11 protein-coding genes, 6 tRNA genes and 1 pseudogene are annotated in these 12,088 nt (G+C 42.4%); 10 read left to right on the top strand and 8 right to left on the bottom strand.

Features of this window, described 5'->3' with window-relative positions; genetic code table 11:
• Positions 1–323: 323 nt before the first annotated feature.
• The 3 genes from MJ764_RS02620 to lptF are packed head-to-tail and all read right to left on the bottom strand — an operon-like array spanning position 324 to position 2,783.
• Complete coding sequence (locus MJ764_RS02620; protein WP_239324376.1) at positions 324–578, bottom strand: hypothetical protein; 255 nt, start codon at positions 576–578, stop codon at positions 324–326.
• Between the two features lie 7 nt (positions 579–585).
• Positions 586–1,674, bottom strand: a complete 1,089-nt coding sequence (lptG, locus tag MJ764_RS02615; protein WP_239324374.1) for an LPS export ABC transporter permease LptG — start codon at positions 1,672–1,674, stop codon at positions 586–588.
• On the bottom strand, positions 1,674–2,783 hold the full coding sequence (gene lptF / locus MJ764_RS02610; RefSeq protein ID WP_239324372.1) for an LPS export ABC transporter permease LptF: 1,110 nt from the start codon (positions 2,781–2,783) through the stop codon (positions 1,674–1,676). Before lptF ends, lptG begins: the two co-directional genes overlap by 1 nt.
• A gap of 128 nt (positions 2,784–2,911) precedes the next feature.
• Between lptF and MJ764_RS02605 the strand changes: the two genes are divergently transcribed.
• Together MJ764_RS02605 and MJ764_RS02600 are read left to right on the top strand one after the other, a co-directional pair.
• A complete protein-coding gene (locus MJ764_RS02605) occupies positions 2,912–4,321 on the top strand; it encodes a leucyl aminopeptidase (protein ID WP_239324370.1) in 1,410 nt (469 codons plus the stop codon).
• A gap of 12 nt (positions 4,322–4,333) precedes the next feature.
• Entirely contained in the window at positions 4,334–4,777 is a 444-nt protein-coding gene (locus MJ764_RS02600) for a DNA polymerase III subunit chi (protein ID WP_239324368.1), read from the top strand.
• A gap of 57 nt (positions 4,778–4,834) precedes the next feature.
• On the opposite strand, the gene rfbD is transcribed toward MJ764_RS02600, so the two are convergent.
• The 5 genes from rfbD to MJ764_RS02575 form a co-directional block, all read right to left on the bottom strand.
• Positions 4,835–5,695: a dTDP-4-dehydrorhamnose reductase gene (gene rfbD / locus MJ764_RS02595; RefSeq protein ID WP_100090524.1), complete on the bottom strand. Its 861-nt coding sequence runs from the start codon at positions 5,693–5,695 to the stop codon at positions 4,835–4,837.
• 178 nt (positions 5,696–5,873) lie between these two features.
• Entirely contained in the window at positions 5,874–7,007 is a 1,134-nt protein-coding gene (ribD, locus tag MJ764_RS02590; protein WP_239324366.1) for a bifunctional diaminohydroxyphosphoribosylaminopyrimidine deaminase/5-amino-6-(5-phosphoribosylamino)uracil reductase RibD, read from the bottom strand.
• Positions 7,008–7,009: 2 nt separating this feature from the next.
• Positions 7,010–7,594 carry a cytochrome C gene (locus MJ764_RS02585; RefSeq protein WP_239324364.1) on the bottom strand — a complete coding sequence of 195 codons (585 nt, stop codon included), beginning with the start codon at positions 7,592–7,594 and terminating at the stop codon, positions 7,010–7,012.
• Between the two features lie 106 nt (positions 7,595–7,700).
• Entirely contained in the window at positions 7,701–8,156 is a 456-nt protein-coding gene (gene nrdR / locus MJ764_RS02580; RefSeq protein WP_239324362.1) for a transcriptional regulator NrdR, read from the bottom strand.
• Positions 8,157–8,677: 521 nt separating this feature from the next.
• Positions 8,678–9,166 carry a GNAT family N-acetyltransferase gene (locus MJ764_RS02575; protein WP_239324360.1) on the bottom strand — a complete coding sequence of 163 codons (489 nt, stop codon included), beginning with the start codon at positions 9,164–9,166 and terminating at the stop codon, positions 8,678–8,680.
• Positions 9,167–9,318: 152 nt separating this feature from the next.
• Between MJ764_RS02575 and msrAB the strand changes: the two are divergent.
• The 8 genes and pseudogenes from msrAB to MJ764_RS02535 form a co-directional block, all read left to right on the top strand.
• Positions 9,319–10,305: pseudogene (msrAB, locus tag MJ764_RS02570) on the top strand (bifunctional peptide-methionine (S)-S-oxide reductase MsrA/peptide-methionine (R)-S-oxide reductase MsrB); the annotation flags it as partial.
• 236 nt (positions 10,306–10,541) lie between these two features.
• Positions 10,542–11,114 carry a CDP-diacylglycerol--glycerol-3-phosphate 3-phosphatidyltransferase gene (gene pgsA / locus MJ764_RS02565; protein ID WP_239324359.1) on the top strand — a complete coding sequence of 191 codons (573 nt, stop codon included), beginning with the start codon at positions 10,542–10,544 and terminating at the stop codon, positions 11,112–11,114.
• Positions 11,115–11,221: 107 nt separating this feature from the next.
• Positions 11,222–11,297, top strand: a tRNA-Gly gene (locus MJ764_RS02560).
• Positions 11,298–11,328: 31 nt separating this feature from the next.
• Positions 11,329–11,404, top strand: a tRNA-Gly gene (locus MJ764_RS02555).
• A gap of 31 nt (positions 11,405–11,435) precedes the next feature.
• Positions 11,436–11,511, top strand: a tRNA-Gly gene (locus MJ764_RS02550).
• 45 nt (positions 11,512–11,556) lie between these two features.
• Positions 11,557–11,630, top strand: a tRNA-Cys gene (locus tag MJ764_RS02545).
• A 23-nt stretch (positions 11,631–11,653) separates the two neighbouring features.
• Positions 11,654–11,728 (top strand) — tRNA-Cys (locus MJ764_RS02540).
• A gap of 45 nt (positions 11,729–11,773) precedes the next feature.
• Positions 11,774–11,864, top strand: a tRNA-Leu gene (locus tag MJ764_RS02535).
• Positions 11,865–12,088: the final 224 nt, after the last annotated feature.

The following is a 12,088-nucleotide window of genomic DNA, read 5'->3' as shown; positions in this document are numbered from 1 at the left end:
TAATATGATAATTTTTTTTATTCAACCATTAATAGCAATATTTGTATTGACGTATTAATATTGCCAGAAGTACCCAGCTACTCTTTAAAATATTTATATTATATGGTTTATCCAAATTGCAAACTTGTTGTATATCTATGGATGAAATAGTTTAAAGATAATATTTGGTAGAGAATAATTAAACTAACTGAATCTTAATCCATCTACGATAAAATTTAATGCCGAGAACCTAGTTGCTGATCATTTATATGGCCGTTTAATTGACGGGTTAACTCATTGCAGACATTAATTTATTCAATGACCAATCAAGCAAAAGCTTCAAATTAGCTAGTAGCATTATCAATTTTGATGTTTTTTACAAAACGATGAGTATGAATCTGATTAGCCGATTCAGTAATAGCATCAATGGTGATATCAAATTGTTTTATAACCCTACGCAACACTTTTATATGTAATACAAATTCACCAAAGCAAAGCTTTTTGCCATCTATCGTTTGTTGATATTGTATTAAAAAGTATTTAGCAATTAATTTATCAATATTTAAATCTGAAGTTAATAAATCATTTAGAGCATGCAACTGGATTTTACCGCTTTTCTTGCCGTCTAATCAGGTATACAGCCAGACATAAAAATAACAGTGTAGGCAGAAATGCGGCAATCAGAGTTGGTACCCCGTATAACTGGCTGGTAAATCCAAACAACCGCCCTGAGAAATGGAATAATAGCCCTAAGCAGATTCCATAGAAAAGTTTCAAGCCCATATTTCCGCCCCGGTTCTGCTGTGGAGTAAAAGCCAATGCCACCAGAGCCATAACAATACAGGCCAATGGATAGGCAATTTTACGCCACCATGCCAGTTCGTAGCGGGTAGTCTGTTGGTGATTATTTTTCAAATGCTTGATATAAGTCGACAGAGCCAGAATAGACATCTGTTCAGGCGCTACCAGCAATATATTAAGCAACTGATGATTGATGGACATATGCCAATCCAGATTTTCCAGATGATTTACTGTTATTTGATGCTCTTGTAGAACAGACTGGTCTACCTGATGTAGATACCACTTCGACTTTTTACCTTGCTGGGCATGAGAATCAACTTTGGCACTGGATGCATGCAAAGTTTCCGTTAAATGGAACTGTTCATCATGTCGATATATGCTGATGTTTTTTAAGCTGCCGTCAGGTAACATTTCAGCGACATTCACAATATCATGCCCCTGCTTCAACCAGATACCACTATCTCCGGCACTAATGCTGTTCTGACGGGCATGCAACTGATACTGTTCTGCATAAGGGCCGGTTTTAGGTACAATATATTCACCCAGTAACGCAGCAATAATGGCAAACAGCAAGCCAAACTGCAACATCATGCCAATAATGCTGGCCAAGCTGATACCAGAAGTTCTGATTACAGTAAATTCACTGTCGCTGGCCATCTGATTCAGACATACCAGTGCACCTACCAGCACAGCCAGAGGCATAAGCTCATAGGCATGTGTGGGAATTAACAATAAAACGTAATACAGCATTTTATTGGCAGTATAACGCCCATCACCAACGTGGCTGATTTCACCCATAATGTCAAAGAAGCTGTATAAGCTTAGCAGTGCCAGCAATGCATACAAAGTGCAAATCGACAGTTGGCTAATTACATAGCGATTAAGCAAACGCATCAGGAGCGGCCTCCGAATAATGATGTAAATGCTGTTTTAAATGACGCAGATGGACGATTGCGCCAATTCAATAAGAATAAAAACACCAGAAACATCAAAAGATGCATCGGCAATATGCCAAGCCAAAGCGGAATACGACCATTTTCCACCAAATCCCGTAAAAAGGTCAGTCCATTCTGGTAAATTAAAAATACAGCAATCGCAATCAGGATATTGTAAGTATGACCGGTGCGCGGATTAAAATACGATAGTGGCAAGGCCAGCAAAGCCAGTACGATTACGCTGATCGGTAATGATAAACGCCACATCAGCTCTGCCTTGTAAATGTCTTTATCGCTGGCAAATAGCGCAGCAGTAGGAATGGTATGCCGGTTTTGTTTTGGGTCAATAACCATTGTATTGACGCTGATGACCAGAGTCATTTTGTCAAATGAAACCCTTTGATAGTCTGCCTGTCCGGGCAGGCCATAGTAGCGGAAACCATCTTCCAGAGTCAGAATACGTTTTTCTCCATCCTGTTTGAACTCACCACGTTTGGCAAAAATCGTACTGTCTTTGCCCTTTTTTTCCTTTTCCCGTACAAACAGGTTACTGGCACGGCCGCTATCAGGATCAAATGATTCAATAAAATAAACCCGTGGGTGGCTTTTGCCTATTTCGCGAAATACACCTGACTCCAGTAATGACATTTCCTGTTTCTGTTTTAGCAATTCTGCAAATTCACGGCTACGCCACTCTGCCCATGGCTGAATCAGCATCGAGACTACCGCTACTAGAACTGCAAACGGAAGGGCAAATTTCATTAAGGGAAAAATCCAGTTTTTTAATGATAAGCCACTGGACAGCCAAATAACCATTTCGCTATCACGCCAGTATCGGGTAAGTACCGTAATAATGCTGATATAAGCAGTTAAAATCAGTAATACAGGTGTCAGGCCAATTGTCCAGAAGCCAATTAATGCGGTTACTGCATCAATAGCCACACGGCCGCTGGCAGCCCTGCCCAGCAGGTTAATTGCTTGCGTAGCCACCAGTACTATCAGCAAAATCACGAAAATGCCAACGGCAGCCCATGATAATTCTTTAATAAATTGGCGTTGATAGATCATATAATAATAAACACATGTGCGACTGCCGGTATTTTAGTGACAGCCTGCGTTACAATAGGGGCATCCAAAATCAGCTAACGCATGATTCGTCCAGAATATATACAACGCCCTTAATGGGAGAGGAAAAGATGGAATTTAGCATAAAAGCCGAACAATTGCAGCCGCAAAACAATAGTTCTTTACTTATTGTCTGTCCTGCAAACAGTAAACACAACAATTCTGTAGCCAGTTCTTTACTGTCGCAATTACAACAGCAACAGAAAGATTTTATTGCTACACATACAGTTGAACACAATCAAGTACAGGCTTTGGCTGTAGCATGCATAGAAAAAGAAGACTATGCCAGCCTGCAGAAGTTGGCTGCAATGGCTGCCAGCTGGGCCAAAGAGCAAACCCGGATTAATGTAGATTTGAGTTTATTGTCTGAAGTCTTGGCACAACAATGGGTACAGGCATTTACGATTGCAGTGGGCGAAGCTGTTTATCATTTTGATACGTTTAAAAAAGATTCTAAACCAGTAGCACTTGAACATATCAATTACTACACTATTTACCCAGTGAATGAATACCTGAGCAAGGGTGAAGCTGTTGTTTATGGTATGAATATCTGTAAAGATCTGGGTAATGCACCTGGTAATTTATGCACCCCAGCCTATCTGGCCTCTTCTGCTGCCAAAATTGCTGCTGATGTGGGTGCCAGTGCACGAATTATGGCCACAGCCGATATTCAGGAAATGGGTATGAATGCTTTGCTGGCAGTGGCACAGGGCAGCTCCGCCGGTGCCTATCTTATTGAACTGCAATATCACGGCGCCCCGAATACTGAAGATAAACCGGTGGTTCTGGTAGGCAAAGGTATCACTTTTGATTCCGGCGGTATTTCCCTTAAACCGGGTGCTGCGATGGATGAAATGAAATTTGATATGTGTGGTGCTGCTGCTGTTATTGGTACTTTTGCAGCTGCGGCCAAACTTAAACTGCCACTGAATCTGGTAGCTGTCATTCCTACCTGTGAAAATATGCCTTCCGGTAATGCAGTCAAACCGGGTGATATTATTAAGGCCATGAATGGCTTGAATATTGAGGTTTTGAATACCGATGCAGAAGGCAGGCTGATTTTATCTGATGCTCTTACCTATGCTGAACGTTTCCAGCCCAAAGCAGTAATCGATGTGGCCACATTAACAGGTGCCTGTATCATTGCGCTGGGGCATGTTGCGCAAGGCGTACTGGGCAATAATCAGTCGGTTATTGATCAGATATTGCAGGCTGCAGCCAGTATTAATGATAAAGCCTGGCAATTGCCTTTATTCGACGAATACAAAGAACAGCTAAAATCCAATTTTGCTGATTTGCAGAATATAGGCGGACGTGCTGCCGGAACGATTACTGCTGCAGCATTTTTATCCTGTTTTACCGAAGCCTATCCATGGGCACATCTGGATATTGCTGGCACAGCTTGGCATTCAGGCAACAATAAAGGTGCTTCAGGCCGTCCTGTTCCGCTGCTGCTTGAATATCTGATTCAGCAATCCTGAATTTAAGACGATATGGCCACTACTACTTTTTATACTCATATTACTGATCCAGTCTCTTTTACTTGCCGGCTGACTCAAAAAGTATATAAAAGTGGAGCAAGCGTTCTGATCTGGTTAGAAGATGAAAGCAGTATGAGTCGGTTTGATCATGCTCTATGGTCATTTCAAGCCACTAGTTTCATCCCGCATGAAATCTGGTCACCGCAACAACCGCAGCCGATTACTGGGCAATTGGTATTACTGGCTTATGGTACAGATTTACCGGCAATACAGAAAGATTGGGTGGTTATTAATCTGGCGGATGTTTATTGGTGTGATGCTCCGCAGCTACCAGAGCGAGTATTGGAGCTGGTGAGTACTGATTTGGATGAAATAGCAGCTGCACGACAGCGTTTTCGTACGTATCGGGATGCTGGCTTTATTATCGAGCACCATGATATGCGTACACAAAAGTAATGCTATCGGGCACTAAAAAGCGGGTTAGCCAGTAACCCGCTTTTTTTGCACATTCTTTTAATCCAGTAGTTTAGCAACAATGTGCGCCAAAGGCGTATCGACTACAGGTTCCGGAAGCAGATTTTGCAAAGTACGACTATCCAGAATACCAAACTCTGGACGTCTGGCTGCCGACTGATAATCAGCAGTGCCAATTCGCTCAACTTTGACCTGTTTGTAACGCTCATCAATTTCAGCAGCTTCAGCAAAAATACGCTGGGCAAAATCTGCCCAACTCATTTGCTGGCTACCGGCAAAATGCATTAATCCGCGCGCAGGATTAGTTAATGCAGCAAGGCGGATAATGGCTTCAGCCAAATCTCCCGCATAGGTGGGGCAGCCAATCTGATCGTCTACCACGCGAATAGTGGATGTTTCCAATCCTTTTTGCAACATGATTTTGACAAAATTATGTCCATGTTCACTGTATACCCATGAGGTACGAATAACAGCGGTATCTACGTGCGCGTTTAAAGCCAGTAACTCCCCTGCCAGCTTACTGTGTCCGTATACATTCAGTGGATTGGGTGCCATATTTTCTGTCAGAATCACATGATGATGGCCATCAAATACCTGCTCAGTAGACAGATGAATCAGGCGTGCGCCAATTGCCCGGGCAGCCTGAGCCAGATTCAATGTTCCTGTTGCATTCACTGCAAAAGCTTTGGCGATATCGGTTTCTGCGGCATCAACTTTGGTGTAACCTGCTGCATTTATAATCACATCCGGTTCAAAAGTTTTCACCATATTGAGCACATTATGTGCATCAGTAATATTTAGTGTCTGCGAGTCACTGGCAATCAATTCCCAACTTTCCGGCAATCTGTCCCTTAAGCAACTACCTACCTGACCTTTTGAACCCGTTAATAAAATACGCATGGCGAAGCCTTTGTTTTAAAATACCAATAGAATATCAACAATGATGCTAAAAATATGATGTTACATAAATGAAGCACTCAAACAATGAGGCTTATTGTTACACAACGATAGTTTATTTTCAGCACTGTTTTTTTTATATACAATAGAGATTGTTTAAATAAACACCCAGTTACAAACATTATCCCACCGTTCCTGTTAACCAGGCTGTGCTTTGTTGATGACGCAATGACCAGCGACAATCCTGATCTAAAACCGCTATATCAACTGTCTGCCATTCAGAATCAGTTAATGCCTGTGGATTTTCCGCTAACTCAATAGCATTGCGTGCTGCAGCTCCGAGAATTTTCGGAGCCTGATAATAAATTATCTCATCTACGGCATTGGCAGCAAGTAAAGCAGAATTCAGGATAGAACCCGCTTCAACCAGTATCAGACCAATATCGCGTTGAACCAAAACCGGCCATAATTTTTGCAAATCAATCTGGCCATGCTGATTGGCCGGCACAGTAAGAATGGAAACATGTGGATAAGGGTCAAAAACAGCTTTTTTAACCCTATCGCGAACCGTGGTAACAATCAGGGTAGGACTATTCACATCATGAATCACCTGATAAGCCGGAGTGATGCGTAGCTTACTATCCAGAATGATACGTAGTGGCTGTCGCAATGCAGAAAAGCGCCGCACATTTAACTGTGGATTATCTGCCAGTATAGTATTGATACCCGTTAATACTGCACAGCTTTCAGCACGTAATGTCTGCACATCATTGCGTGCAGCCGCACCGGTTATCCACTGGCTCAAACCATTACTCAATGCTGTCTTGCTATCGAGACTCGCCGCGATTTTCAGCCGGATATAGGGTCTGTGTCTTTCCAGTCTGGATAAAAAACCTGCATTCAGTTCACGTGCCTGCTGCATATACAAACCACAATCAACCTGTATACCCGCCTGTTGCAACATACTTAGGCCATTACCTTTGACCAACGGATTGGGATCACTCATGGCCACAACCACGCGCTTAATATGAGCATCAATCAGAGCCTGAGCACAGGGTCCTGTGCGGCCGGTATGGCTGCAAGGCTCCAAAGTGACATAGGCAGTAGCATCTTGTGCCAATTGTCCAGCTTGCCGTAATGCATGTACTTCAGCATGTGCGTGCCCAGCCAGTACGTGAAATCCCTCACCGACAATTTGCTCACCACGTGTAATTACGCAGCCTACCCGCGGATTTGGGTTGGTAGAAAACCGCCCTTGCCAGGCTAGCTCAAGGGCGGTTTGCATGAATTTTTTATCAAGCTCAGAAAAGCTCATTTTTAACTGTTCTGTACATTAATAGTTTTCAACGTAGCAGCAAGCTCAGCATCACTGGCACTATCACTGCTGGCGCAGACTGAATAAAGATTATCATTTCCAACTAGAGCAACACAGCTTTCATGGAGTAAAGTACCGTTTTGCTGGTGACTAAAACGATAGTTCATGCGATTTTCGGTAGCAATGCCTACCTTAGGGTTGCTGATATCTGCATTGTTTTTCAGGCTATCAGCCAGATTTTTGAAATATTCATCTGCCTTGATTTTTATCGCACCCAAATTGTTAACTGCCAAGGTAATATTACTGCCATCATCATGCTGCAATAAAGTAAGGTTATTTACCTGTGCCTGATCTACCCAGTCTTGTGCGCTATCCATTACATCAGCAAAACCTCCATCTACCACAATACTGAGCTTGCCATCCTTACTGGTTAGCGTCTGGGTGGATGTAGCCGCAGCAGCGGGTACATCACTGCTTGCGACCTGAGTATCACTGGCATCCATCGTCACAGAAGTATCTTTTTGCGTACATGCAGATAAACTTAGCGAGGCGATTATTCCAAATAACCATAAACGAGATTTCAACATGATATATTCAAGCTTTCATGACAAGGCATAATGGTTACAAAGTATAACAAGAATTAGCAGCCAATGCAGCGAGCAGACCCAAAATAGCCTGACAGAATAAATACCTTTAATCTACCTTTTGCAATGCTGCAATCAGTTGCGTAAACTCCGAAACATCGTGAAAACTTTTATACACCGACGCAAAGCGCACATAAGCAACCTCATCCATTTTAGCCAACATATTCAACACCATATCTCCAATCATATGACTGGGAACTTCTTTGACCCCCATGTGATAAAGATTAGTCTCAATCTCGGCTACAGCATCTTCAACACTTTCCCGGTCCATTGGCCGCTTATGTAATGCCCTGCTAATACTGGTGTACAGCTTGGCCGGATCAAACAGCACCTTTTCCCCAGTACGCTTGATAATCAGTGGCATTCGCATTTCCACCACTTCCAGCGTACTAAACCGACTGTCACAGGCCAAACAACGGCGACGGCGGCGAATGCTGTTATTACATTCGCTCAAACGCGTATCAATCACCTGTGTATTATGATGCTGGCAAAAGGGACATTTCATACAAATGCAAATTAATATTGATTGAATTGAACAGCTATTGTGGCAGGCACTACAACGACTGGCAAGCGCATTTATTTTTTATGTCAAAACAATATAACCAATTATTGCTGACTTATCCACCTGTACACAAAATCCAGCGCAAAACTTTAGGTAAAATATGGGGATAACTATTATAAAATACTGATTTTAATTATATATTTTTTACTGATTAAAAAATAGGCAACCCATAATAAATGAATAATATTTTAAGTGGTATACAGCTATCACAAGAATGACAATACAAACAATAATCCCGTACACAAAACACATTCGTTGCTGCCATCGATTGAATCATCCGGATTAAAAATTTTGTTTTATTAATTATTTATGCAGATTAATAAAAATAGCTATGCTGACAATTTGCACCTTTGACTAAAATACATGCAAAATATGGATACCAAATCAAATATCAGTAAAACCGATTAACTGGCCACACTACTGGCTGCATTCCAGATACCAGTCTAGACCCTTATAATAAATATCTACTCAGTTAAATACTTACGCATCAGCAAACAGTTCACTGTGACCTCATTATTGAGTGGTAAGGCACATTCACCCAGCGAAGCATAGCCATTGATTTCATAAAATTTAACTGAATTTAGCGAGGCATACAGTTTCAGCATACCCAAACCAGCACGACTGGCAACATCTTCAGCACGCAGCAAGAGAGCTGTTCCCAACCCCTGATTATGCACAAAGGGATGGATATATAAGGCATCCAATTGAGCTTCAACCAAATCCATCTGAAAGAAACCCTGAATATGTCCCTTATAATCAACCACCCATAAAGCTTTATTTGCATCTGCCATCGTATGCGAATAGCTCTCAATATTCAATAATGATAACCATGCTTTCAATACCGTTTCATTATATTTGCGCGCACAGGTATATTGCACCGCATAGCGATGAGCATTATAAATATCTTCACAGTCCTCCGGCCGCGCCGGACGCAAATAAGTAATAATACTCATATAATCTTCAACCAATATAGCAATACATGAATTAACCAAAATTAAGTACAGATTTTATATCACCCATACATAATTAAGCAAAACAACATCTTTCATTCAATACGGGCTAGTGCTAGCATATACGTATACATCACATAAGGATACAATATAACATTATGAATATAAAAAATATTTATCTTGCCGGTGGCTGTTTTTGGGGCATGGAAGGCTACTTTAAACGTTTAAATGGCGTGCTTGCCACCCAAACTGGCTATGCCAACGGCAATACCGAGAATCCAAGTTATGAAGAAGTGTGTAAACAAAACACCGGTCACGCAGAAACCATAAAGGTTGAATACGATGCAGATGTTTTGCCCTTAACCGACATACTGCGTCACTTCTTTCGTATTGTAGACCCCACTAGCCTGAATCGTCAGGCACATGATATTGGCACCCAATACCGTAGTGGTATTTACTATACTGATACTGCTGACCACGATGTTATCCAGGCAGCAATCAAAGCCGAACAGGGCCGTTATCAAGCACCTATCGTAGTAGAAAATCTGCCCTTGCAACAATTTTTTCCGGCTGAAGAATATCATCAGGACTATCTGGACAAAAATCCTCAGGGCTATTGCCATATCGATCTGCAAAAAGCCCATGAACCCTTGCCGGAGCTTCCCAGAACTGCAACGTCCACTCAAGCTTATGATGCCAAAGCTTTCCACAAGCCGGATGCTGCAACTTTACATCAGCAGCTAGGCGAAGAAGCTTATCAAATCACACAGAACGCAGGCACCGAGCGCCCATATAGTCATCCGTACGATGAACTGTTTGTTCCCGGTATTTATGTCGATATTGTCAGCGGCGAACCACTTTTCAGCTCGCGCGACAAATTTAATTCAGGCTGTGGCTGGCCAGCGTTCAGCCAGCCGATTCAGTCTGAAGTAGTCAGCGAACATCAGGATAACAGTCTTGGTATGCAGCGTACTGAAGTACGCAGCCATCAGGCAGACTCCCACTTGGGGCATGTATTCACAGATGGCCCGCAGGAACGTGGTGGTTTACGTTATTGTATCAACGGAGCCAGCTTGAGGTTTATCCCCTATGATGAAATGGATGCGGCAGGTTATGCTGCATATAAGGATATGGTGAAATAAGCCAGGCTTAAACTTCGGGCAGTATATATATATGCCGCCCGAAGCTAAAGCTGCCCCAAAATACCTGAATTGCAATAAATCACAAATAACTACTGAATATCTGAGTAAAAAAATAAATTTACACTACAATTCAGCTCCTGATGCGAACATCAGTTAGCGATAAAAAATCACCATAAAGCTTTCAAACAGGTATCATGTAAACTAACCAAATCATAACCTGTCAGGAACACCCCGTTATGCCCTGGAATTTTCCGATATTGCTCACCTGGTTGCGTATCCTCATCATTCCTATATTTACCTTATTGTTTTACTTGCCTGCCGATTGGATTAGTGATCGTCAGATTATTAACTGGCTGGCAGCAGGCTTTTTCGCTGCAGCGGCAATAACTGACTGGTTTGATGGCTATCTGGCACGTCGCTGGGGGCAGACATCCAATTTTGGTGCTTTTCTTGATCCAGTTGCAGACAAACTAATGGTAGCTGTAGCACTGATATTACTGGTAGCCACCGGCCGCACTTATGCCATATTTGCCATGATTATCATTGGTCGTGAAATCACTATTTCCGCTTTGCGGGAATGGATGGCTCAACTGGGTAAACGCAACAGTGTTGCCGTAGCTAAACTAGGCAAATTCAAAACCGCGGCACAGATGGGGGCTATTTTTCTTCTATTACTGACATCACCACCACTGGCTGAACCCAATCTGCTCTGGAAACTGGGAAATACTCTTATGCTTATTGCCTGTATTCTGACTATCTGGTCAATGCTGTATTATTTGAAGATGGCTACCAAAGAATTTAAATCCTAAAAAATCATAGCAAAAGCAAAAAATACCCCATTAAGCCTGCTAATAACCTTGACACAATTTTTTTCATCGATATAATGTTGCTTCTTCGTTCAGTACGAATGAGAAACGCGGGAATAGCTCAGTTGGTAGAGCGCAACCTTGCCAAGGTTGAGGTCGCGAGTTCGAGACTCGTTTCCCGCTCCAAAAAACATGCTCACATGTATAAAGTGAATCTGCGGGAATAGCTCAGTTGGTAGAGCGCAACCTTGCCAAGGTTGAGGTCGCGAGTTCGAGACTCGTTTCCCGCTCCAAAAAACATGCTCACATGTATAAAGTGAATCTGCGGGAATAGCTCAGTTGGTAGAGCGCAACCTTGCCAAGGTTGAGGTCGCGAGTTCGAGACTCGTTTCCCGCTCCAGATTTTAATTTAATAGTTGCTCTACCCGATTGAGTAAATATTTAAGGCGGGATGGCAGAGTGGTCATGCAGCGGACTGCAAATCCGTGTACGCCGGTTCGATTCCGACTCCCGCCTCCAGATACTATGTAAATAGCCTTTATGGCGGGGTGGCAGAGTGACTATGCCACAGTGTGCAAAGCTGTGTAGGCCGGTTTAAATCCGCGCCCCCGCCTCCAACATAAATTTAATGCACAGTGTGTATTAATATTGATTACTGCCCTGCCCGGGTGGTGAAATTGGTAGACACAACGGACTTAAAATCCGTCGGCTCTTAAAACGGCCGTGCCGGTTCGATTCCGGCCCCGGGCACCATACAAAACAGAAAAAGACCATTTCATATGGTCTTTTTATTTTGTGATTATAATACTTCTCAACTATTTATTAACTCTCTTTATTTATCTGGGTTCATACATCTGTCCGAATTTTGTTACCGTGTACTATGGTTATCTATAGTAACGTGTTCTGAATCTCAAGCCGGTAGAATGAGTCATTAATTAAAATCTATTAAGTGTAAAAAAGTAATAACTGCAAAAGCA

Origin of the sequence: Snodgrassella gandavensis (genome assembly GCF_914768025.1) — a bacterium.
In the GTDB taxonomy this organism is placed as follows: Bacteria; Pseudomonadota; Gammaproteobacteria; order Burkholderiales; family Neisseriaceae; genus Snodgrassella; species Snodgrassella gandavensis.
The sequence above is the reverse complement of the archived record's forward strand: the minus strand, read 5'-3'. Positions and strand labels throughout refer to the sequence as shown.